Origin of the sequence: Streptomyces sp. NPDC032940, assembly GCF_040636935.1 — a bacterium.
In the GTDB taxonomy this organism is placed as follows: domain Bacteria; phylum Actinomycetota; class Actinomycetes; order Streptomycetales; family Streptomycetaceae; genus Streptomyces.
On record NZ_JBEZVJ010000006.1, the window covers coordinates 17,119 to 39,748 of the forward strand.

The window sequence follows — 22,630 nt, forward strand, 5'->3', positions numbered from 1 at the left end:
CGCGTGAGGCGAGAGGCGCCGGCGGGGGCCGCGGGGCCCCGCGGGCCGGGCCCGGCACCCGCCGTCACGGGGGCCCCCCTCGGCCGGCCCGGCGGCTGGCGAGCAGCAGGGCGATGTCGTCGGGGCGGTCGCCGGCGTGCCGCGCCGCCGCGGTGAGCCGGTCGGCCATGCCCGCGAGCGCCCGGCCGCCGGGCCGCGCCGAGGGGTCACCGGCCTTGGCGAGGGCCACCCGCAGCGCGGTGATGCCGTCGTCGATGTCGGTGCCGGGCCGCTCGACCAGTCCGTCGGTGTAGAGGGCGAGCACGGCACCGGCGTCGAGCCGGAACTCGGCCAGCGGGTAGCGGGCCTGCGGGTCCACGCCCAGCACCACCCCGCCGGGAAGGTCCAGTACCCGGGTGCGTCCGTCCGGGTGGCGCACGAGCGGCGGCAGGTGCCCGGCGCGGGCGGCCAGGGCATGCCCCGTGGCCGGGTCCAGCCGGATGTAGCAGCAGCTCGCGAAGAGGCCCGCGTCCAGATCGATCAGGAGGCTGTTGGTGCCGCTCAACACCTCGTCGGGCGGCCGGTCACCGAGCGCGAAGGCCCGCGCCGCGCTGCGCAGTTGCCCCATCACGGCCGCCGCCTGCACCCCGTGCCCCTGGACGTCGCCGATGACCAGGGCCATGCCGCCGCCCGAGGCGACGACGTCGTACCAGTCGCCGCCCACGTCCATGCCCTGGGTGCCGGGCAGATAGCGCCCGGCGGTCTCCAGCTGAGGGTGGGCCGGCAGCCGGCGGGGCAGCAGGGCCCGCTGGAGCCCGCGGGCGAGCGCGGTCTCGGACTCGTAGCGCCGTGCCTTCTCCATGGCGTTCGCGATCAGCCCGGCGAGGGCGGTGAGCACGGTGCGCTCCTCGGTGCCGAAGCTCCGGACGCGGTCGAAGCCGAGGATGCAGGAGCCGACCGGGCGACCCGAGGCGATCAGCGGCAGGAAGGCACGGGCGCCCACCGTGGCGTCCAGGGGGATGCCCGGGTAGGCGGCGGCCAGGTCCTGCATCGAGTCGAAGAAGAGCGGACGGCCGCTGGTGAGCGTCTCGACGCCGGGCAGCCGGGCGTCGAGACCGACGCCCTCGAAGGGCTTGAGGAAGCCGGGCGGGAAGCCCGTCTCCCAGGCGAGGTGCAGGTGGCGGTCCTGGAGCAGGTAGATGGCGAGCCGCCGGCCGCCGAAGGCCGGCAGCAGCTCGCGCATGACCACGGCGGACACCTGACGGGCGGTGACCGCCTCGGTCAGGGCCACGGCCAGCACGATCGGGCGGTACACGGGCGCGGTCGAGGCGGCGGCCGGCGCCGCTCGGCCGGCCTCGGGCGCCGCCCCGGACTCCTCGCCCGCAGACTCCTCGCCCGCGGATTCCTCGGGCCCGGTCTCCTCGTCCCCGGGCCCGAGTCCGGCGGAGGTGTCCGCCACCCGGTTGGCCGGGCGGAGCGTGCCGGTGAGGATGTCGGGACCCGGGTGGACGGACACCTCGAGCCAGTCGCCCTCGTACGGCTGCGGCGCCGCCCTGCGGCTGTCGTCGGGCGGGCGCCGTACGTGGAACCGGACCGGTTCCGGGGACAGCAGGGCGCCGCGCAGGTGGTCCTCGTAGGCGGCCTGACCGAGCCACGGCACGGCCTCCCACAGGGAGTGGCCGATCAGCTTCGCCCGTGGCCGGCCCAGCAGCTGCGCCGCGCGCGGGTTCGCGTACACGACCGTGCCGAGCCGGTCCACGCAGAACACGCCGTCGGGCAGCAGGTCGGCCGCGGCGTCGGCCACCGTGCCGGCCGCCGGATCGCGGACGACGCCGCGCACCGGGCCCGTGCCGGGCGGCCCGGAGCGCGGCGTCCACAGCTCCACCAGCCGCAGCACGCCGTCCGCGGCACGGACGTACAGCGGCAGGGGCGGTGGCCGGCCCGCGGCGGTCTGACGCAGGGCCGCGCCCATCCGGTGCCCGTCGTCGGGTGCCAGCGCGGCCGTCAGCGCCCCGAGGCCGAGGGACTGGCCGCCCGCCGTGCCGAGCAGGGCGCACAGCGGTTCGTCGACGATGACCTCGTCCGTGACCGGGTCCCACGCGAACGTCCCGGCCCGCGGCGGGTACCGCCGGGACGCGGGCGGCCGGACACACAGCGGATCGCCGTCCCAGGCGACCTGATCGGCGGCACCGTCCCGTTCCAGCCGGTCCAGGGACGCCCCCAGGACCCGCGCGCACCGCTCCATGCCCTCCACGCCCTCCAGCACCTCGGCGGCGTCCGGGACCGGCGCACGCAGCACGGTCAGGACGCCGTACGTCCGCCGCGGGCCGGAGACCGGCACGTACAGGGAGCCGAACGGGAAGGGCAGGCCGGCCGCGAACTGCGGATAGCGGCGCATCGTCTCGGCGGCGTCGGGCAGCATCACCCGCACCCCGAGCCGGTAGGCGTCGGCGGCGGGGAAGGGACTGTCGGCGTGCAGTCGCCACCAGGGACGGAACAGCGGGCCGGGCAGTCCCGCGAGGACGCCCAGCCGCAGCAGTCCGGGCGTGCGCGAGCACAGGTACACCCCGCCCGTGTGACCTCCGGCCGCGCCGATCGCCCCGGCGGTGGCGTCGATCAGCAGTGTCACGAGCCGTTCGGCCGTCCTGTCCGCGTCCTCGGCGCCTGTCGTCATCGGCCCCACCTCGTCCGTGTGCCGCCGCACGGGCGACACAGCAAGAATGCGTCACGGGACCGCTCCGGCGCACGTGGTCGGGCCGCATGGGTGATCACGATCGGCTCAGGCGATGAAAGTTTCGGTAACGTGCCCCTCTCGACGGGGGGAAATCAGCCATGCGGTGACGGGCGTTGACCTCCGGTATCCGAGTCCGTAACCTCCTGCGAGTCATTCGGAAAGTTGACCGAAACTTTCGTAGATCCGCAGCGCACATCTCGCACTTCCCATTCACTCCCTGCACCGTTGCGATCGAAAGGAATGTCATGCACATGTCCGTCAAGCGCCTGGGGAGAGCCGTCACGGCCGGACTCGTCGCCGCGGCCGCGCTGACCGCCGCGACCCACTCCGCCGAGGCCGCCGACACCCTCGGCTCCGCGGCGGCCGGCAAGGGCCGCTACTTCGGCGCCGCCGTCGCCGCCGGCCACCTCGGAGAAGCCGCCTACGCCGCCACACTCGACCGCGAGTTCACCCAGGTGACGCCCGAGAACGAGATGAAGTGGGACGCCGTCGAGTCCACCAGGAACACCTTCACCTTCGGCGCCGCCGACCAGATCGTGACCCACGCGAAGACCCAGGGCATGAAGGTCCGCGGCCACACCCTCGTCTGGCACTCCCAGCTGCCCTCCTGGGTGGGCGGCCTCGGCGCCACCGACCTGCGCGCGGCGATGAACAACCACATCACCCGGGTGATGGAGCACTACAAGGGGCAGATCGACAGCTGGGACGTCGTCAACGAGGCCTTCCAGGACGGCGGCAGCGGCGCCCGTCGCAGCTCGCCCTTCCAGGACAAGCTGGGCGACGGCTTCATCGAGGAGGCGTTCCGCACCGCCCGCGCCGCCGACCCGGCCGCCAAGCTCTGCTACAACGACTACAACACCGACGGCGTCAACGCGAAGAGCGATGCCGTGTACGCGATGGTCGCGGACTTCAAGTCCCGCGGCGTGCCCATCGACTGCGTCGGCTTCCAGTCCCACTTCAACAGCGCGTCCCCGGTCCCCTCCGACTACCGGGCGAACCTCCAGCGCTTCGCCGACCTCGGCGTCGACGTGCAGATCACCGAGCTGGACATCGAGGGCTCCGGCGCAGCCCAGGCGAGCAGCTACCGGACGGTGACCGAGGCGTGTCTCGCCGTGAGCCGCTGCGCCGGCATCACCGTCTGGGGCGTCACCGACAAGTACTCGTGGCGCAGCGGCGGCACCCCGCTGCTGTTCGACGGCGACTACGCCGCCAAGCCCGCCTACGACGCGGTCCTCGCCGCCCTCGGCGGCTCGGGCGGCGACGGTGACGGGGGAGACGGCACGGTGAGCTGCACCGCCACCTACACGCGGACCGCGGACTGGAGCACCGGCTACAACGGCGAGGTCACCATCACGGCCGGGAGCGAGCCGGTCACCTCGTGGTCGACGACGGTCACCCTGACGCCGCCGCAGCAGGTCTCGGCCACCTGGAACGGCTCGCCGGCCTGGGACGCGAGCCGCACCGTCATGACGGTGCGGCCGACGTGGAACGGCTCCCTCGCGGCCGGGGCGTCGACCAGCTTCGGTTTCACCGTGGCGAAGAACGGCAGCGCCGCAGCACCCGTCGTCGGCGCCTGCACCGCCTCCTGAACCACCCGGCGCACCGGGCCCGCCCGCACCCGCGAGGGCCGAGGGGTCCGGTGCGCCGCGGCGCGTACGGCCGCGGGGCCGTCAGGGCCGGACGTACGGCCGGGTCATGATCTCCAGGTTGTGGCCGTCCGGATCGTCGAAGTACGCGCCCCGCCCGCCGAACAGCCGGTTGATCCGGCCGGGTTCGGTGTGGCGGGGATCGGCGTAGTACGTGACCCCGACCGCGTCCAGGCGGGCGATCATGCCGTCGAAGCGTTCCTCGGGCACGAGGAACGCGTAGTGCTGCGGCTGGATCGGCTCGTCCCGCATCTCGTAGTAGTCGAGGGTCACGCCGTTGCCGAGGTCGACGGGCAGGAACGGGCCGAACGGGGCGCCGACCTCCAGCCCGAGCACCGCGGCGAGGAACTCGGCGGACAGCCGCCGGTCCCGGGCGAGGACGGCGGTGTGGTTCAGCTGGACGGTGGTGGTGGTCGAGGGCTCGGCAGCGTGCGGGTACTGCGGGTTGTCAGGCATGCGTCGGAGGTCTCCGGGTCTCGGTTCGGCGGGTCGGCGTCCGCTGCACGGGCGCCGGGAACGAAGAACGCGGAGAAGGGGGCGGGCCCCGGGCCCGCCGTGAGGTCACGCCGAGGCCGGGACCCTCACTCGTGCATGGCCCATGGCCGACCCGGCAGTCACGCGGCCGACGTTACCGGCCGGATGCGAGCCGGGGCAACGGCGATTCCGTCGCCCCGCCCCCGCGCTCAGGCGGCCAGGGCCTCGTCGACGGTGGGGTAGCAGGGGATGAGGGCGTCCACGCCGACGAGTCGCAGGACCCGGAGGACCGCCTCCTGCGGCGCGGCCAGCCGGAAGGGGACGCCGCGGGACTCGGCTGCCTGGTGGGCGGAGATCAGCACGTTGATGCCGCTGGAGTCCAGGAAGGCGACCTCCGAGAAGTCGGCCACCGTGCACGGCGCCGTCTCCACACAGGCGAGCAGCACGTCGCGGAGCTGACTGCTGCCGTCGAGGTCGACCTCTCCGGCGACGGTGACGAGGCTGACGTCACTGTCCGCGGTGGTACGGGTGATCAGCAGCCGCTCGGGTACCGCCGCACCCTCGATGTCCGCCACGCTTCCCCCACTTCTCGCATATGCCCGGCCCCCGTCGGTGCGTCGATGTTAAGGCTCTTCCGCGCTCATGGGGGCCACTTGTGCGGACCGGAGCAGGCCTCCGGGCGGGCCGTGCGGGCTCGGCGCGCGCGATGGCCGTCCTGTGACTACGGTCGAGGGTGTGGTGGCTCATACATTCGAAGAGCTCGTGCACAAGCGCCGCGCGGCGGACCAGGCACAGCACCGGGTCGAGGAGCTGCGCGACTCGTACGGGCCTCCTACGCAGCAACAGTGGACCCGACGGCAGTCGCAGACGTACGAGACCGCCGTACGGGCATGGCGCGACCTGGACCGGGACGCGCAGACGGCGATGACGGAGTACGTCAAGGAGGAGGGCCAGTCCCGGCACAAGCTCGAGGCGAAGGTCCGCAAGGCCGTCCAGGACGGGCCGCGACGGGCGACCTGACCCGGCCGGGCACCCGCCCCGGCAGGGGCGGCGCCTGACCCGCGCCGGGGCGCGGGTCAGCCCTGCCTCGCCGCGGCCTCGCCGACGAGGTCGCGCACCGCGGCCAGCGCCGCCGCCCGGTCCGCGGGCACCAGCCCGATGCGGGTGCGCCGGTCCAGCAAATCGGCCTCGTCCAGGGCTCCCTCGTGACGCAGCGCCCACACCAGCTCCGCGCCGGTGACGGGATGGCCGGGCAGCACACGCTCCCCGAGCCGGGGATCCCGGTCGGCCAGGGCCCGCACGGCCGGTGCCTCCGTGCCGTAGAGCCGCACCAGGCGGCGCGGTGCCCGCAGCCCGGCGAGGACGTGCGGCGCGGCGGCGCCGACCAGCGGCAGCGCGGCGGTCGTGCAGGGCCCCGCTGCGAGGCCGTGGGCGGTGACGGCGGCGTCCACGGCGTCCTCGGCCATGCGCCGGTAGGTGGTGAGCTTGCCGCCGACCACGGTCGTCACGCCCTCCGGCGAGGTGAGTACGGCGTGCCGGCGGGAGATGTCCGCCGTCCGGGACCCCGCGCCGGGCCGGTCCCGTGGTGCGGTGTCCAGCAGGGGACGCAGGCCCGCGAAGGCGCCGGCCACGTCCTCTCGGTGGACCGGCACGTCCAGCACCGAACCGAGCACGTCGAGCAGGAAGCCGATGTCGGTCTCCGGCACCTCGGGCACGTCCGGCACCGGGCCGTCCACGGGCTCGTCGGTCAGCCCCACGTAGACCCGGCCGTCGCCCTGGGGCAGGACGAGGACGAAGCGGTTGGTCTCCCCGGGGACCGGGACGTGCAGCCCCGCGGGCAGCGGGCCGAGACGGTCCGAGCGCAGCACCAGGTGTGTGCCGCGCGAGGGCCGGATCCGGATGCCGTCCACGAGGCCGCCGGCCCACACGCCGGAGGCGTTGATCACCGCGCGGGCGCGGATCATGCCCTCCTCGCCGGTGACCTCGTCGCGGATCCGGGCGCCCGACGAGGTGAGCTCCAGCGCGCGTACGCGGGTCAGGATCCGGGCGCCGTGCGCGGCGGCGGTGCGGGCCAGGGCTGTCACCAGCCGGGCGTCGTCGGTGAGCCGGCCGTCCCAGGACAGCAGACCGCCGCGCAGTCCCGACGGGCGCAGCGCCGGCGCGAGGTGGCGGGTCTCCACCGCGGACAGCCGGCGCGGCGCGGGAAGCGTCGCCCGGGCCGTGCGCGCCGCCAGTCGCAGCGTGTCGCCGGCCCGGAAGCCCGCCCAGGCCAGCGTGGCCTGCGAGCGGGAGACCAGGGGCGTCAGCGGCAGCACGAACGGCTGGGCGCGCACCAGGTGCGGGGCGGTGCGCTCCATCAGCACGCCCCGCTCCACCGCGCTCTCGTGGGCGACGTCGAGCTGGGCGGAGGCGAGGTAGCGCAGGCCGCCGTGGATGAGTTTCGAGCTCCACCGCGAGGTGCCGAAGGCCAGGTCGTGGGCGTCGACGGCGACGACGCTCAGACCCCGGGCCGCGGCGTCCAGGGCGGCGCCGGCGCCGGTCGCGCCGAGACCGACGACCAGGACGTCGGCCACCGGGCCGCCGACGGTGTCGGTCAGTTCCCGCGAGCGGCGCGCGGCGGACAGGGCGGCACCGGCGGCGGGGCTGCTGGTGGGGCTCATGGGGTGAGGGTCCTCTCGAGGATGGTCCGCAGCTCCGTGAGGAAGGCCGCGGCGGTCAGATCGGGGTCGTCCTCTTCGGTCATGGTCCGCAGGGACAGGGCGAAGGACTGCACGACCAGCAGCACGGACCGCGCCTGCCGCTCCGGCGCCGCCGCCCGCACCGACCCGTCGGCCTGCCCCTCCCGCAGCGCGGCGGCCAGCAGCTCGAGCAGGGCCTCCTGGCTCGCCCCGCGCCGGTCCAGGACGTAGGGCAGCAGCAGCTCGGGGTCGACGTCGACGATCTTCCGGAAGAGGGGATGGGCGCGGAACGCCTCCACCCCCGTCACCAGCCCCTCGACGACGCGCGTACGGGTGTCCAGCCCGGGCCGGGGCGCGGGGATGGCCCCCGTGGCGACGGCGATCCACTCCCGGGTCATCAGATCGCCGACCAGGGACCGCACGTCCGGCCACCGCCGGTAGAGCGTCATCCGGGAGACCCCGGCGCGGCGGGCCACGTCGGTCATGGTCGTACGGCGCACGCCGACGGCCAGGACACAGTCGCGTACGGCGTCGAGCACCGTGTCGTTGTCCGAGGACGGCCGGCTCGAGTGGTTGTGACGGTTGGGCGTCATGTGTAACAGTGTAACGCCAATGGGGCCGCGCGGGCGGCATCCCCCGCAACGACCGGTGAGGACGACAGGCAATGGACATGCTGTGGAACGGCTGGGGCGACCCGGCCCGGGCGACGCCGCTGCCCGACACCGTGACGGGGCTGCTGCGCGATCTGCTCGGCGTCAAGGAGAGCGGCGCCGCGCCCGTCCGCCTGACGGAGATCGACCTGCCCGACGTCCTGGACGAGCCGGCCCGCCGGGCGCTGCTCGCCGCCGTCGGCGACCGCGCCGGCCGCGTGCGCACGGACGCCGAGTCGCGCGTCCGGCACACCCGCGGCAAGTCCACGCCGGACCTGCTGCGCATGCGGCGGGGCGACGTCCGCGACACCCCGGCCGCCGTCGTCCTGCCCGACGGCCACGCCGAGGTGCTCGCGGTCCTGCGGGCCTGCGCCGACAACGGCCTGGCGCTCGTCCCCTTCGGCGGCGGCACCTCCGTCGTCGGCGGCCTCGCCCCCGCCCGGCCGGGCCCCTTCGTCGCCCTCGACCTGCGGCACATGAACCGCCTGCTCGACCTCGACCCCGTCTCCCGCACCGCCACCCTGCAAACCGGCCTGCGCGCCCCCGAGGCCGAGGCGCTGCTCGCCGAGCACGGCTACACGCTCGGCCACTTCCCCCAGTCCTACGAGTGGGCCACCGTCGGCGGCTTCGCCGCGACCCGCTCCAGCGGACAGGCCTCCGCCGGGTACGGACGCTTCGACGAGATGGTGCTGGGCCTCACCCTCGCCACCCCCGAGGGCACCCTCGACACGGGCCGCGCCCCGCGCTCGGCGGCCGGCCCCGACCTGCGCCAGCTCGTGCTGGGCTCGGAGGGCGCGTTCGGCGTCATCACCTCCGTCACCGTACGCATCCGCCCGGTCCCGGACGTCCGCCGCTACGAGGGCTGGCGCTTCGCCTCCTTCGACGAGGGCGCCGCCGCCCTGCGCCGGCTCGCCCAGGACGGACCGCGCCCGACGGTGCTGCGGCTGTCCGACGAGACGGAGACCCTGATCGGCCTGGCCCAGCCCGACGCCATCGGCGCCTCCCTCGCCGAGACGAACGCCGGCTGCCTCGCGATCGCCGGCTTCGAGGGCACCGAGCGGGACACCACGCACCGCCGGGAGGAGGCGGCGGCCGTGCTCGCCGAGTGCGGCGGCACCTTCGCCGGCGCGGAACCGGGGGAGCGGTGGGCGCACGGCCGCTACTCCGCGCCCTATCTGCGCGACTCCCTGCTCGACGCCGGCGCGCTCGCCGAGACCCTGGAGACCGCGGCCTACTGGTCCAGGATCCCCGCGCTGTACACGGCCGTCCGCGACGCGCTCACGGCCACGCTCACCGAGGCCGGCACCCCGCCGCTGGTCATGTGCCACATCTCGCACGTCTACGAGAACGGCGCCTCCCTGTACTTCACCGTCGTCTCCGCCCAGGGCGACGGGGATGCCGTGGCCCACTGGACGCGGGCCAAGCACGCCGCGAACGAGGCGATCCTCGCCGCCGGCGGCACCATCACCCACCATCACGCGGTGGGCACCGACCACCGCGACTGGTACCTGAGGGAGGCGGGCCCCCTCGGCATCGAGGCGCTGCGCGCCGTCAAGCGGACGCTGGACCCGGCCGGGCTGCTCAACCCGGGCGTCCTGCTGCCCCTATAGGGCTTTCAGGGGTCGCCACCCACGGCCGCGACCCGCACGGCAGACCCCCGCCGGCCGGTCACCGGCCGTCCCGTGAGACAACAGTCCGGCACCACCCGTCAGCCCGGAGGCACATCGATGCGACAGTTCACCGCCGTCGTCAACCCCACCGCGGGCGGCGCCACCTCGGCCGCCGCACTGCTCGGGGTGGCGCGGCTGCTGCGGGAGGCGGGCGCCGGACTGGAGACCGAGTACAGCCGCAGCCTCGCCCACGCCCGGGATCTCGCCCGCGAGGCCGGGCGTCGGGGCCGGGTGGTGCTCGCCGTCGGCGGGGACGGCATGGCCGGCGGGATCGGCGGCGCCCTCAGCGGCACCGGCGCCGTGCTGGGACTCGTCCCGGCGGGCCGCGGCAACGACTTCGCCCGCGCCCTGGACCTGCCCGCCGAGCCCGAGAACCTCGCCGAACTGCTGCTGCGCGGCGAGCCGCGCCCCGTCGACACCATCGAGGTCGTCTCCGCCGTCCACGACCGCACCGTCGTGCTCGGCAGCGTCTACGCCGGCGTCGACGCGCTCGCCAACCGCCACGCCAACCACGCACGCCTGCTGCGTGGTACCGCCTCCTACTACGCGGGCGCCCTGCGCGCCATCACCACCTGGCGCCCGACCCGCTACCGGGTCACCGTCGACGGACGGGAGCACGCCTTCACCGGCTACACCGTGGTGGCCGCCAACTCCGGCTACTACGGCTCCAACCGCCTCATAGCCCCCGCCGCCCGGGTCGACGACGGCCTGCTCGAGGTCGTGATGATCCACCACGCGCCGCGCCGGCTCTTCTTCGCCCTCATGAACGAACTCTCCTCCGGCGCCCACGTCCACCGACCCCAGGTGCACGTCCTGCGCGGGAAGGAGGTCCGGATCGAGTCCGACCGGCCCGTCCCCTACGGCGCCGACGGCGAGGTGGATGCCGTCCTCCCCGTCACGGCCCGGGTGCTTCCCGGAGCGCTGCGCGTCCTGCACTGAGACACGCAGCGCGTCCGGCGAGCGGATAGGTCCCGGTGCGCGGTCAGCCCCGGGGCGTGGTGAAGCGTTCCCACACCCGGTGGGAGCCCAGCAGCCGGGTGACCTGCTCCAGCGCTGCGGTGCCGGACTCGGCGACGACCACGCCGGCGGCGTCGGCGGGCACGCCCGACTCCTCCAGGGCGGCCTCGCCGCCGGCCCAGACGCCGATCGCCTTGCCGTGCCGGAAGGCCTCCGACAGCAGCAGGCTCACCCGCGGGTCGATCGACCCCGGACCCGTGGGCGCCGGCGCCGCCTTGTAGTCCCGCGGCGTGTACGCGTCGCCGCCCAGCGCGGGCACCCCCGCCACCAGGACGGCGTCGAACTCCACCGACCGCGCGGTGACGTAGCTGCGCTGGACGGTCAGCGCCGCGTCGCCCGAGCCGAGGTGGCCGCCGGTCGGCGCCACCACGAGCGGCACCATGCCGGCGTCCAGCACCGCCTCGCGCACCGCCGCCACACCCTCCACGTCGGCCCCGCTGGTCACGATGCCGATGACCCGTCCCTCGACGGGCCAGACCTTGCCGACCTGGGAGAGCGCCGGGCTGGGCTCGACGTCGGCCAGGGGCACCGTCGGCTCCGGGGCGGGCAGACCGAGACCCTCGGCGACGCCCGCGCACAGCTCGGGGTCGATGTTGGCCAGGACCTGGAGGGTGCGCTCCCTGATGGCCTGCTCGTAGCACTTGCCGAGCTCGAAGGTGTAGGCGCCGATGATGTGCTCGCGCTCCACCGGGCTCATGCTCAGCCAGAACCGGCGCGGCTGGCTGAAGTGGTCGGCGAAGGACTCCGGCGCCTCACGCACCTTCGACGCCGCCGGGATCGGGACCGGCGCCTCGATGTACGCGCCCATGTCCGCGCCGGCGGTGAACGGGCAGCCGCCGTCCAGGGTGTTGGGGCTGTAGGGCGCCACACCCCGGTGCACCGCCGTCTGGTGCATGCCGTCGCGCAGCATGTCGTTGACCGGCGCCTGCGGCCGGTTGATCGGCAGCTGCGGGAAGTTGGGACCGCCCAGCCTCGTGATCTGCGTGTCCAGGTACGAGAACAGCCGTCCGGCGAGCAGCGGGTCGTCGGTGATGTCGATGCCCGGCACCAGGTGACCGACGTGGAAGGCCACCTGCTCCGTCTCGGCGAAGAAGTTGGACGGATTGCGGTTGAGGGTCAGCAGCCCGACCGGCTGCACCGGGGCGAGTTCCTCGGGCACGATGTTGGTCGGGTCCAGCAGGTCGATGCCCTCGAAGGTCTGCTCCGGGGTGTCCGGGAAGGTCTGGATGCCCAGCTCCCACTGCGGGTACGCGCCCGCCTCGATGGCGTCGGCGAGGTCGCGGCGGTGGAAGTCCGGGTCGACGCCGTTGATGATCTGCGCCTCGTCCCACACCAGGGAGTGCACACCCAGCTTGGGCTTCCAGTGGAACTTCACCAGTGTCGTGGCGCCCTCGGCGTTGACCAGCCGGAAGGTGTGGACGCCGAAGCCCTCCATCATCCGGTAGGAGCGCGGGATGCCGCGGTCGCCCATGAAGAAGAGCGTGTGGTGGGTGGCCTCGGTGTGCAGCGACACGAAGTCCCAGAAGGTGTCGTGCGCGCTCTGCGCCTGCGGGATCTCCCGGTCGGGGTGCGGCTTCGCCGCGTGCACGACGTCCGGGAACTTGATGGCGTCCTGGATGAAGAAGACCGGGATGTTGTTGCCGACGAGGTCGAAGACGCCCTCACTGGTGTAGAACTTCGTCGCGAAACCCCGGGTGTCGCGCACGGTGTCGGCGGACCCCCGGGAGCCGACCACCGTGGAGAAGCGCGTGAACACGGGCGTCTCCACGTCCGCGGCGAGGAAGCCCGCCTTCGTCACCGAGGCCGCCGTGCCGTAGCTCTGGAAGACGCCGTGCGCGCCCGCGCCCCGGGCGTGGACCACGCGCTCCGGGATGCGCTCGTGGTCGAAGTGCATGACCTTCTCGCGCAGGTGATGGTCCTGCAGCAGCACGGGCCCGCGCGGACCGGCCTTCAGCGAGTGGTCGGTGTCGCCCACCCGCGTGCCCTGCGCGTTCGTCAGATAGCTGCCGGACTGGGCGACGCGGGCCTGGTCGGCACCGGTGGGCTGCCCGGTCGGCGACACCGTGTCCGGGCCGCTCTGGTCCGGCTTCGGGGGCAGCGGCTCGCGCGGGGTGGTGGGTTCGGCGACCGGCGGAGACTCGGGCCCGGGCTTGCCGGGCACGCCGTCCGCCGGACCGCCGCCCTCTCCCTGCAGGCTCTCGGTGACCTTGTGGGCTACCCGCTTGAGGGGGTTGGCCTCGCTCATCAGCCTTGTCTCCGTTCTGGGCGGGCCGCTGCTCGCGACCGGTCGTCTTCGGGTACCGACTGCCGTGGTGGGCCGTGACCGCGTACCCAGCCACCGCGACTCAAGGCATGCGCGACGGCGGCAGGACACGGGGACGTGACGCGCGACGACGAACGCTCCACCGCCCCCCGGCGCACGACGCCTTGTGCATGGGGACTCCTTCTCGCCGGTGGCCGTACCAGCCTCACCGGCCCCGGGAGGGGGCGCCACCGGAGGCACGCGCACGAGGGAGGCCCCCGGCCGGCGTCGTGCCGGCCGGGGGCCTCGCAGGCTCAGGCTCAGCCGTGTGTGACGCGCACCGGCTCGAACGAGACGCGCGTGCGCGCACCACCGTCCGCCCAGACCACCCCGACACCGTCGCCGTCGGCCACGACCTCCGTGACGGCGTCCGCCAGCGGCCCGGGGCCCGGTTCACCGGTGAGTGCGGCCAGGCAGACGTGCAGCGAGGTGGCGCCCGCCTCGCCGGACAGCCGGGGAAGCTCCGCCCACGGCGCGTAGGCGGTGCCCTGCGGGGCGCGGACGGTCTCCGGCTCGGGACTCCAGCCGTGCAGTCCGTGCAGCGCCGATACCAGCGGCTCCTCGGGGCCGGTGGCCCACCCGGTGTGGGTGAGGCGGGTCCCGGCCGGGGCGCCGGTCACCCGGTGCACCCGCAGCTCGTACGGGCCCCGTGCCACGGTCACGCTCTCCACCCGCAGGCCCGGCACCATCGGGGGGCCGCCGGCGAAGACCGGCCGGTGCCAGGACGCCGCCCAGCCCCAGCCGTCGCCGTGCCCCGCGCCCAGGGGGTGGATCCGGCGGCGCACACTGCGCCGGCCGTTCACCTCCACCGACAGGTGGTTGTCCGCGACGTTGCCGGGTGCCGTCGGGCCGGTCCGGGTGGAGTACGCCTGCCGGCCGTAGTGCGGGTCGTCCTCGGCGGCCGACTCGCCCTCGTGCGGCCGGACGTGGTCGCTGCCGTGGTTGTGCAGCCGCACGATCCCGTCGCCGCGCGTCGACTGCACCAGCAGCCCGGGTGCCGGCAGGGCGATCATCCGGTCCGCCTCCTCGACGGGCCCCGGCTCCTCGGTGGCCGTCCACAGCGGATGCGTGGCGGGCGCGAGCAGCGACACGAACGCCTTGGACGCCCAATAGGGGGACGCGGGACCGGAGTACGTCTGGAGCGTGGCGTCGTGCGGGCCGTGCCAGCCCAGGCTGAGCAGCCCGTCGTCGGTCAGCGCCCCGCGCTCCAGGAAGTACCGCAGACTGCCGCTGGCCAGCCGCCGCGAGGCCCCCGGCGACAGCGGGGTGTGCCCGGTCAGCGCGCCGAGGCTCACCGCCGAGGATGCGGCGAAGCGGTACGACAGCGACCGGCCGTAGTGCAGCGGCGCCCCGTCCGAGCCGAACATCGACGCGAACCCCTCGAGGTGGGCCCGCAGCCGCTCGCCGTACCGCGCGCCGAGGGCGTCGTCGCCGGCCAGGTGGGCGTCGAGCACCGGGTACAAGTGCAGCGCCCAGCCGTTGTAGTGGTCGAAGGCGCGTCCGTCGCCGTCGGCGTACCAGCCGTCGCCCCGGTACCAGCTCTCCATCAGCTCCTGCGCCCGCCGCCGGGCCGCGGCCGTCTCGGCGTCGCCGCGGCCGACCGACTCCAGGAACCCCGCGACCGTGTACGGGAACAGGTACCAGTTGTTCGGCGCCGGAACGTGCCGCAGCGCCCCGCGCAGCCACTCCTCCACCCGGTCCTGCACCCCGGCGTCCAGGTTCTTCCACAGCCACGGCGCGGTCAGCCTGAGGCCGAGCGCCACCGACGCCGACTCGACCATGGGCTGGCCCTGCACGTCGTGGTCGAGGATGAGCGGCCAGGACTCGGTGTCCTCACGCCCGGGGGTGAGGGTGCCCGCGGCCAGGCCGCGCGCGTAGCGGTCCAGCCAGCCGTGCGGGTCGTCGCCGTCGGCGCCGGCGACCCGGAAGGCCGCCGCGAGGAACGTCCGGGCGAACCCCTCGAGACCGTCGGAACGCACACCCGAGCGCGAGGGCCGCCCCGGCAGGTCGAGCAGCGCGCAGCCCGGCGTGCTCCAGCGCCACGCCGCCCACAGCAGCCCGTCCGCGACGGCCTCCCAGTGGGCGCGGGTGTACCCCGTGCGGGGGCTCAGCGCACGGTCCTCGGTGGGCACTTCGAAGGGGATGCTCATGCCAGGAACGCCAGCCTTTCGCGTCGTACGGGGTGGAGGAAACCGGCGCCGGACGCCCAGCGGGCGGTCTCGGCGAGGGCGAGGTCGGCCAGGCGGCGCCACTCGTTGCCCTCGGAACCGGCGAGGTGCGGGGTGATCAGCGCGTGGTCGCAGTCCCACAGCGGGTGGTCCGGCGGCAGCACCTCGGGGTCGGTGACGTCCAGCACGGCCCGGATCCGGCCCGCGAGGACGGCGTCGGTGAGCGCGTCCTGGTCGATGACCGCGCCGCGCGAGGTGTTGATCAGCACGGCGCCGGACGGCATGGCGTCGATGAGCGCCCGCCCGACCAGGCCCCGGGTCTCGGGCAGCAGCGGGGTGTGCACGCTGACGGTGTCGCAGCGCGCGAACAGCTCCGGAAGCCCGACGCGTTCGACGCCGAGCCCGGCGGCGTCCGCGTCGCCGACGTACGGGTCGTGCAGCAGGACCTCGACGTCGTGCGGGCGCAGCAGCTCGACGACCCGGCGGCCGATCAGCGAGGCCGACAGGATGCCGACCGTGCGGCGGTAGTTGCCGACGTCGCGGGGGGTGCGCAGCCAGTTGCCGCGGGTGCGGGACCGCCGGAAGTCGCGGGCCCGCTCCAGCACCCGCTTGCCGGTCAGCAGGATCATGCCGAGGGTGTACTCGGCCACCGGCAGCGCGTTGGCCGCGGCGGCCGAGGAGACCTCGATCCCGCGCTCCCAGCAGGCCTCGGTGACATGACCGCGGACACTGCCCGCCGTGTGCACCACGGCCCGCAGCCGGGGCGCCGCCTCCAGCACCGCGGCGTCCAGCGGCGGACAGCCCCAGCCGGTGATCAGCAGCTCGGCCTCGGCCAGCAGCGACCGGGCGCGCGGGGCGGACAGGTCGTCCAGCGCGGGCAGCGGGGCGAGGTCGCAGATCCGGCGGAACGCCTCGAGCGACTCGGGGTCGAGGACGGCCTCGGCGGCGTCCGGGGACATGGCCGCGACGGCCCGGGGCCGGGTTGCGCGGCCGGGGGTGTCGGGGGCGTGCACGGTCACTTGACGGCTCCGGCGGTCAGCCCGCTCCGCCAGAAGCGCTGGAGCAGGACGAAGGCGAGGATGAGCGGCAGTACGGCCAGCAGCGACCCCATGATGACCACCGGGTAGTACTCCGGCGAGACGGACGCCGAACTGTTCCACTGGTACAGGCCGAGGCTGACGGGATACAGGTCCTGGTCGGACAGCATCACCATGGGCAGGAAGAAGTTGTTCCAGATCGCGGTGAGCTGGAAGAGGAAGACGGTGACCAGCCCGGGACCGAGCATGCGCAGCGCCACACGCACATACGTGGTCAGCTCGCCCGCCCCGTCCACGCGCGCCGCCTCCAGCACCTCGTCGGGCACGTAGCCCCGGCTGAAGATGCGGCCGAGATAGACGCCGAACGGGTTGAACAGCACCGGGACGAACACCGCCCAGAAGGTGTTGACCAGGCCGGCCTCGGACGCCATCAGGTACAGGGGCAGCGCGAGGACGGTCTGCGGCACCATCACCGCGGCCAGCACCAGGCCGAACAGCTTCTCCTTGTGCCGGAAGCGGTACTTGTCGAAGGCGTAGCCGCAGGCCACGCTCAGCAGTGCGCCCAGCGCGGCGCCGAGGACGGCGTACAGCAGGCTGTTGAGGTACCAGCGGCCGTACAGCCCGCCGTCCATCGCGAACAGGTCCCGGAAGTTGCGGACGAAGGAGAAGTCGCTCAGGGACAGCAGGTCGCTGCTGAACAGGGCGTCCCGGCTCTTGGACGCGGCGAGCACCAGCCACAGCACGGGCAGCAGCGTGTAGAGGACGGAGACCGCGACGACCACGTTGACCGTCGTACGGCCCAGCAGTCCCGGGCGGCGCAGGGAGCTGTCGGTGGCGCTCATCGGGCCTCCTCGGCGGAGTCGGCGCGGCTGGTGAAGCGGGTGACGCCGTAGGACAGGGCGATGGTGCAGACGAGCAGGACGACCGAGGCGGCCGCCGCCAGGCTGTAGTTGTTCCGGGTGAAGGCCGCGTCGTAGATGTACATGCTCGGCGAGAACCGGGAGCTGATCATGGGGGAGGACTGGCTGAGCAGCATGGGCTCGGTGAAGAGCTGGAGCGCCCAGATCAGGGTGAAGATCGCGACCATGACGATCGAGGCCCGCACCAGCGGCGTCTTCACCTGGAGCGCCGTGCGCACCGGTCCGGCGCCGTCGACCACCGACGCCTCGATCACCTCGCGGGGCACGGCCTGCAGGGCGGCGTAGAAGACGACCATGTTGTAGCCGAGGTTGCTCCACAGGGCGATGTTGACGATGGACGGGATCACCGTGTGGATGCCGAGGAAATCGATCGTGATGTCGGCGCGGGCGAACAGGTCGATCACCGGGCTGATGCCCGGCGTGTACAGATACAGCCAGATCAGGGCCGCGATGATGCCGGGCACGGCGTGCGGCAGGAACAGGCCCAGCTGGGCGAAGGCGCGCAGCCGCACCACGCCCGAGTCGAGCAGCAGGGCGAGGGCGAGCGCGCCGACGACCATGAGGGGGATGTAGATCAGGCAGTACAGCGCGACCGTGCCGAGCCCGCCGAGGAAGGTGGGATCGGTCAGGACGGCCGCGTAACCGCGCAGGCCGACGAAGACGGTGCGCTCGGGGCCGAAGCCGAGTCCGGGCTGGTCGTCGCTGAAGAAGCTGAGGTAGACCGCCGTGCCGACGGGGATCAGGAAGACGGTGACCAGCAGGGCGAAGAAGGGCGCCATCAGGACGGCGCACGCGGTCAGCCGGCGGCGTCCGGCCGCCCTGCGGGCGCGCAGACCCGAGGCGGCGGACTCCGGGCCGGCGGCCTGGACGGTGCCGGCCGGCACCCGGGGGTGAGTGGTCGTGGTCATGGGGGTGTCACCTGCCTTTCGTCGGCTCAGGTGCTGTGCTGGGTGGTGGACAGGCCGAGGGCCTTGAGGTCGGGCATGGTGCCCTCCTGCGCCGTGCGCAACGACTCGACCAGGGAGCCCTGGCCGGCGCCGACCCGGGCGAAGGAGTCCTGCATGACCTTTTGGGTGGCGCTCATCCGCGGCCCCCACAGCCAGCCCTCGCCGATCTTCCGGGCCTCCTGCTCGAACAGGCCGTAGATGTCCTGGCCGCCGTAGTACGACCGGTCGAAGGCCTCGCGCCCCACCGCCACCAGGCCGGGGGCGGCCGGGTACTGGCTGCTGGTGCCGCTGGACAGACGGGCGCGCAGGGCGTCGGGGTGGGAGACCTGCCACTCGATGAACTCCATGGCGGCCTCGGGATGGCGGCTGTCCTCGGTGACGGCGAAGGTGGAGCCGCCGTGCATGCCGACGGCGGGCGCGCCGGCGCCCCACTGCGGCATCGGGGCGATCCGCCACTGCCCCTTCTGCCCCGGCCGCGCGTTCATCTGGGCGCCGGCGTCCCAGGCGCCGCTGAGCCGGGTGAGGACCAGTCCGTTGCCGAGCTGGGCGTCCGACTGCCTGCTCTCCACGGCGTTCATGAAGACGTCGTCCCGGTCGATGAGCCGCTGCCAGTAGTCCGCGACCCGCCGGGAGGGCGCGTCGGCGAGGGAGACGTTCCAGGCGCCGTCCGAGATGTCGAACCAGCGGGCGCCCGCCTGCCACGCGTACCCCGCGAACTGCGTCATGCCGTCGGTGGGGAACAGCACCAGCCGCCGCCCCGGCGCCGTGCGGCGCACGGTGGCGGCCTGCTCGGCGAACTCGTCCCAGGTGCGCGCCGGCCGCAGTCCGTACCGGTCGAAGAGATCGGCGCGGTAGTGCATCACCATGGGCTCGACGTCCAGCGGCACGCTGAACACCCGGCCCTCGAAGGTGGTCTGGCCGAGTGCCTGCGGCAGCAGCTTGCGGCGCAGTCCGTCGCCGACCAGGTCGGTGATGTCACGGGCGACACCGTCGATGGCGAACCCCGGCACCTGCGGGTACTCGATGGTGGCGACGTCGGGCGCGTTGCCGGCCCGTGCGGCGTTGCTCAGCTTGGCGTAGCCGCCCTGTCCGCCGGAGGGTATCTGCTGGAACTCCACCTGGACGGTGCGGTGCGTGCGGTTGAAGGCGTCGACCACCTCCTGGCTGCCGCGCAGGGCGGACCAGAAGGTGATGCGCGTGGTGGTGCCCGTGCGGGCCGACGAGGCGCCGCCGTCCCCCTGGCAGGCGCTCACGGCTCCTGTCAGGGGTACGGCGGCCATCGCGGCGAGCACGGAGCGGCGGCTGGGTCGTCCGGGCATGGCGGCTCCCACGGCTCCTGCGTGCCCGCGGCTCCGGGCACGGCTGTTGGGGACACGGGAATCCTGGACCGGCCCGATGGAAACGGTCAATAGATCGATCAGAAGAAAATAAAGCGCTCAAACGCTCATAGTGTCGACCGCGGGACGGGTGGAGCCGCGCACCATGAGCCGCGGCAGCAGCTCGACGCGCCGCGTGGGCCGTGCGCCCGTCTCCCGCAGCCGCTCGAGAAGCAGCTCGGCGGCCACCCGGCCGACCTCCGCCCGGGGCGGGGACACGGCCGTCAGCGGAGGTGTGGCGAGCCCGGCCACCACGTCGTCGTACGCCACGACCGAGCAGTCCTCCGGCACCCGCACCGCCTCGTCCGCCAGCCGCTGCACGATCATCAGCGCGTCCACGTCGCCGTGCAGCACGACCGCGGTCGCCCCCGTCCCGCGCAGCAGCTCCGGCAGCCCGGCCGTCTCCTGCGCCGAGTACGGCCCCTCCGGCCCCGACTCCGGTGCGCTCAGCGCCCACGCCCAGTGCTCCACCAGCGGATGCGTCCCGGCGATCCCGGCGAACGCGGCCCGCAGCGTGCGCGCCGTCGGGCTGTCGTCCCGGGTCGCGAACACGATGCGCCGGTGACCGAGCCCCACCAGGTGCTCCACCGCCAGATGCGCCCCGTACCAGTGGTCCGAGCACACCGAGTCCAGCGAGTGCGGCGCGCTGCCGCGCCGCGGCCGCCGCTCCATCAGTACCGTCGGCACGTCCAGCCCCGCCAGCCACCCGTAGTCGGCCTCCTCGGCGGCCAGGGTGCTCCACCGGGGAGCGAGCAGCACCCCCCGGGCGCCGTCCTCGATCGCCCGCTCCACCAGCGGGCGTTCGGCCCCGGTGGCCTGGGGCGCGATGTGCAGCGCCAGGCGCACGCCCGCCTCCTCCAGCACCGTGCGGGCGCCGTGCAGCGTCTCGGTCAGGTACGAGTGCCGCTCCGGCACGACCACGGCCACCCGGTCGCCGCCGGCCGGCTCGCGGGCCGGCACCTCGGGGGCGGGCAGCGTCGAGCGGACGACGCCGTGCCCGCGGCGCAGCCTGCCCTCCCGCGTCAGCTCCTCCACGTCCCGGCGGACCGTCACGACCGAGACCTGCAACTCGTCGGCGAGATCGCGCACCCGCGCGGTACCGCGCGCCTGGACCGCCGCCAGGATCCGCTGCCGCCTGACATCGACCGGCTCCCGCATCAGGACTCCCCACCCGCAGATGTTCGTTTGAGCGATTCGGCGTCATCATAACGATCGCTCACATCCGGTGTCCCGGGCATCGGGAGTCTCGGTCTACGGACCTACGGCTCGGGGTCCGCGAGCAGCATGCCCAGCGGGCCCAGGTCGAGATTGAGGTCGCCCCGGCTCAGGCCGTGCTGCGCGCACAGGTCGTCCATGCGCCGGTCGAGCAGCATGAGCGCCGTGCCCAGCCGGTCCTCCTGCTCGGCGCTCAGCGTGCCCTCGTCGAAGCGGCGCACGGCCTGGCGCTCCATGAGCTGGCGCAGCAGCTCGACGACGGTGAGCACCAGGGCGGCCAGGTCGTTCGTCACGCGCTCGGGGTCCAGGTCGAGGGCGTGGGCGCGGGGCGCGGTCACAGCGGCCCGCTGTCCGGCCACGGGGCGGGCACGCGCTCGTTCACCGACGACAGCAGTGCGTGCAGGGAGATCCGCACCAGGGGGACGTCGGCGATGGCCAGGACCAGGTCCCCGCTGACGACGACACCGGTCGCCAGCACCCGGTCCAGGAGGTCGACCAGGGGCACCCCGACCGGCGCGTACGGCTCCGGCCCGCCCCAGGGCACGGGCGCGGGACCCGGCTTGCGGGGTGCCACGGCGGTCATGAGCCGGCTCCCTGCTCCGCGTGCTCCGGTCGGGGTCGGTCCCGCTCCTCCTGGGGCCGGTCCGGCGCCTGGTCCCAGCGGGCGAAGGAGTACGGGATCCACGGGCCCGAGGCGCCGACCTCGACGGCCGGGTACGGACGGTCCGTGGTGAGCCGGGCCAGCGCGCGGGCGAAGGCGGAGCCCTCCGTGTCCTCCACGAGGTAGGCGCAGTTCAGCAGCTGCGGGGAGCGCCGGCCCGTCAGCCGCTCGCTCTGCGGGCGGTGCCGGGTCGCCGCGACGGCGTACCGCCGCAGTTCCGCGTCGACGGCCTCCGCCTCGGCGAGAGCCTTCGCGTGCGCGTCGTGCCGGTCGCGCCGCCGGGCGCTGGCCCGGCTGAGGTAGGCACGCCCGCCCGCACCCGGGCCGGTGTCGCCGTCAGAACGGGCATCGGGCTGTGACGCGGCCTCGGCGGCATGCACCTTCACCGCCCATTCCGTGCGGCCCTGGAGGCGGTCGAGCAGCGCGCTCAGTTCCGCCGCACGGGCGGTGATCGCCCGCCGGGCGCTCCCGTCGTCGTGGTACAGGGTCGCCAGCGGCAGCGGGACGACGGAGCGGCCCCGCCCGCCGGCGGCCTCGACGCCACGGTGGTGCGCGCGGGCGCACCGCTCCAGTTCGTCGGGCCGGCCCAGCCGCTCGGCCAGCGCCGCGTCGTCGAAGAGCTCCGCGGGGACGTCCTGGACGAGCAGGCACAGGCCGTCCGTGTGCAGTACGCGCAGCGGGCCGCCCTCCTCGTGACCGGTCGCCGCGGCGAGTGCGGCGGGGTCCGGCGGGGTGCGGGTGACGGCGAACGCGCAGACGAGGACAGGGGCCTCCGCGAGGCCGGCCGGGCGCCCGCTCACCGGACGGCTCCCGTCGTCTCCTCGACCGCCTCCGTCAGTTCGTCGAGCTGTGCCCGCAACCGCGCGTTCTCCTCGGCGAGTTCGTCCCGCGCGGCCCGGGACGACAGCGCCGGGTCGGTCTCCCACCAGTCGATGCCCGCCTTCTTCGCGGTGTCCACCGAGGCGATGAAGAGCCGCAGCCGGATGGTGAGCAGCTCGATGTCGAGCAGGTCGATCTTGATGTCGCCGGCGATGACGATGCCCTTGTCGAGGACGCGTTCGAGCAGGTCGGCGAGGCTGCCGGCGGCGGGGGCACAGGGCTCGGCCGCCGGTCCCGGGTATCCGTGGTCGAGGTCGGTCACCGCGTACTCCCCGGG

20 protein-coding genes are annotated in these 22,630 nt (G+C 74.3%); 4 read left to right on the top strand and 16 right to left on the bottom strand.

The features are described from left to right. Positions 1 to 64: 64 nt before the first annotated feature. Positions 65 to 2,653, bottom strand: a complete 2,589-nt coding sequence (locus tag AB0E77_RS10240; protein ID WP_361568292.1) for a SpoIIE family protein phosphatase — start codon at positions 2,651 to 2,653, stop codon at positions 65 to 67. 305 nt (positions 2,654 to 2,958) lie between these two features. On the opposite strand from AB0E77_RS10240, the gene AB0E77_RS10245 reads away from it, so the two are divergent. Next, complete coding sequence (locus AB0E77_RS10245) at positions 2,959 to 4,302, top strand: endo-1,4-beta-xylanase (protein ID WP_361568295.1); 1,344 nt, start codon at positions 2,959 to 2,961, stop codon at positions 4,300 to 4,302. Positions 4,303 to 4,383: 81 nt separating this feature from the next. Here AB0E77_RS10245 and AB0E77_RS10250 read toward each other — a convergent pair whose 3' ends face one another. Together AB0E77_RS10250 and AB0E77_RS10255 are read right to left on the bottom strand one after the other, a co-directional pair. After that, a complete protein-coding gene (locus tag AB0E77_RS10250) occupies positions 4,384 to 4,815 on the bottom strand; it encodes a VOC family protein (RefSeq protein ID WP_361568297.1) in 432 nt (143 codons plus the stop codon). A gap of 227 nt (positions 4,816 to 5,042) precedes the next feature. Beyond that, positions 5,043 to 5,408, bottom strand: coding sequence for an STAS domain-containing protein (locus tag AB0E77_RS10255; RefSeq protein WP_361568300.1), 366 nt, complete (start codon positions 5,406 to 5,408; stop codon positions 5,043 to 5,045). Positions 5,409 to 5,571: 163 nt separating this feature from the next. Here AB0E77_RS10255 and AB0E77_RS10260 point away from each other — a divergent pair, with 163 nt between their 5' ends. Next, a complete protein-coding gene (locus AB0E77_RS10260) occupies positions 5,572 to 5,853 on the top strand; it encodes a hypothetical protein (protein ID WP_361568839.1) in 282 nt (93 codons plus the stop codon). Between the two features lie 56 nt (positions 5,854 to 5,909). Here the strand turns inward: AB0E77_RS10260 and AB0E77_RS10265 are convergent, their stop codons facing one another. Then, positions 5,910 to 7,493, bottom strand: coding sequence for a glycerol-3-phosphate dehydrogenase/oxidase (locus AB0E77_RS10265; protein WP_361568302.1), 1,584 nt, complete (start codon positions 7,491 to 7,493; stop codon positions 5,910 to 5,912). Then, the gene (locus tag AB0E77_RS10270) at positions 7,490 to 8,104 is read right to left on the bottom strand and encodes a TetR/AcrR family transcriptional regulator (RefSeq protein ID WP_361568305.1); all 615 of its coding nucleotides are present in this window, start codon (positions 8,102 to 8,104) and stop codon (positions 7,490 to 7,492) included. Before AB0E77_RS10270 ends, AB0E77_RS10265 begins: the two co-directional genes overlap by 4 nt. A gap of 71 nt (positions 8,105 to 8,175) precedes the next feature. Here AB0E77_RS10270 and AB0E77_RS10275 point away from each other — a divergent pair, with 71 nt between their 5' ends. Continuing rightward, a complete protein-coding gene (locus AB0E77_RS10275; protein WP_361568308.1) occupies positions 8,176 to 9,771 on the top strand; it encodes an FAD-binding oxidoreductase in 1,596 nt (531 codons plus the stop codon). A 117-nt stretch (positions 9,772 to 9,888) separates the two neighbouring features. Beyond that, a complete protein-coding gene (locus AB0E77_RS10280) occupies positions 9,889 to 10,770 on the top strand; it encodes a diacylglycerol kinase family protein (protein ID WP_361568311.1) in 882 nt (293 codons plus the stop codon). A gap of 43 nt (positions 10,771 to 10,813) precedes the next feature. On the opposite strand, the gene AB0E77_RS10285 is transcribed toward AB0E77_RS10280, so the two are convergent. The 11 genes from AB0E77_RS10285 to AB0E77_RS10335 form a co-directional block, all read right to left on the bottom strand. After that, positions 10,814 to 13,093, bottom strand: coding sequence for a catalase (locus tag AB0E77_RS10285; protein ID WP_361568314.1), 2,280 nt, complete (start codon positions 13,091 to 13,093; stop codon positions 10,814 to 10,816). Between the two features lie 317 nt (positions 13,094 to 13,410). Then, complete coding sequence (locus tag AB0E77_RS10290) at positions 13,411 to 15,300, bottom strand: DUF2264 domain-containing protein (RefSeq protein WP_361568317.1); 1,890 nt, start codon at positions 15,298 to 15,300, stop codon at positions 13,411 to 13,413. Then, the gene (locus AB0E77_RS10295) at positions 15,297 to 16,277 is read right to left on the bottom strand and encodes a hydroxyacid dehydrogenase (RefSeq protein ID WP_361568840.1); all 981 of its coding nucleotides are present in this window, start codon (positions 16,275 to 16,277) and stop codon (positions 15,297 to 15,299) included. Before AB0E77_RS10295 ends, AB0E77_RS10290 begins: the two co-directional genes overlap by 4 nt. 56 nt (positions 16,278 to 16,333) lie before the next feature. Further along, positions 16,334 to 17,197, bottom strand: coding sequence for a carbohydrate ABC transporter permease (locus AB0E77_RS10300; RefSeq protein WP_361568320.1), 864 nt, complete (start codon positions 17,195 to 17,197; stop codon positions 16,334 to 16,336). After that, positions 17,194 to 18,183 (bottom strand): sugar ABC transporter permease, encoded by a 990-nt coding sequence (locus AB0E77_RS10305; RefSeq protein WP_361568323.1) that lies wholly within the window; start codon positions 18,181 to 18,183, stop codon positions 17,194 to 17,196. The genes AB0E77_RS10300 and AB0E77_RS10305 overlap by 4 nt, the downstream gene beginning before the upstream one ends. Positions 18,184 to 18,209: 26 nt before the next feature. Continuing rightward, entirely contained in the window at positions 18,210 to 19,541 is a 1,332-nt protein-coding gene (locus AB0E77_RS10310) for a sugar ABC transporter substrate-binding protein (protein WP_361568326.1), read from the bottom strand. A 117-nt stretch (positions 19,542 to 19,658) separates the two neighbouring features. After that, positions 19,659 to 20,756 carry a substrate-binding domain-containing protein gene (locus tag AB0E77_RS10315; protein ID WP_361568329.1) on the bottom strand — a complete coding sequence of 366 codons (1,098 nt, stop codon included), beginning with the start codon at positions 20,754 to 20,756 and terminating at the stop codon, positions 19,659 to 19,661. 101 nt (positions 20,757 to 20,857) lie between these two features. Continuing rightward, positions 20,858 to 21,151, bottom strand: coding sequence for a gas vesicle protein K (locus AB0E77_RS10320; protein ID WP_361568332.1), 294 nt, complete (start codon positions 21,149 to 21,151; stop codon positions 20,858 to 20,860). Next, positions 21,148 to 21,396 (bottom strand): gas vesicle protein, encoded by a 249-nt coding sequence (locus AB0E77_RS10325; RefSeq protein ID WP_361568335.1) that lies wholly within the window; start codon positions 21,394 to 21,396, stop codon positions 21,148 to 21,150. Before AB0E77_RS10325 ends, AB0E77_RS10320 begins: the two co-directional genes overlap by 4 nt. Beyond that, positions 21,393 to 22,274 carry a GvpL/GvpF family gas vesicle protein gene (locus AB0E77_RS10330; protein ID WP_361568338.1) on the bottom strand — a complete coding sequence of 294 codons (882 nt, stop codon included), beginning with the start codon at positions 22,272 to 22,274 and terminating at the stop codon, positions 21,393 to 21,395. Before AB0E77_RS10330 ends, AB0E77_RS10325 begins: the two co-directional genes overlap by 4 nt. Beyond that, positions 22,271 to 22,615 (bottom strand): gas vesicle protein, encoded by a 345-nt coding sequence (locus AB0E77_RS10335; protein WP_361568340.1) that lies wholly within the window; start codon positions 22,613 to 22,615, stop codon positions 22,271 to 22,273. The genes AB0E77_RS10330 and AB0E77_RS10335 overlap by 4 nt, the downstream gene beginning before the upstream one ends. Positions 22,616 to 22,630 lie beyond the last annotated feature (15 nt).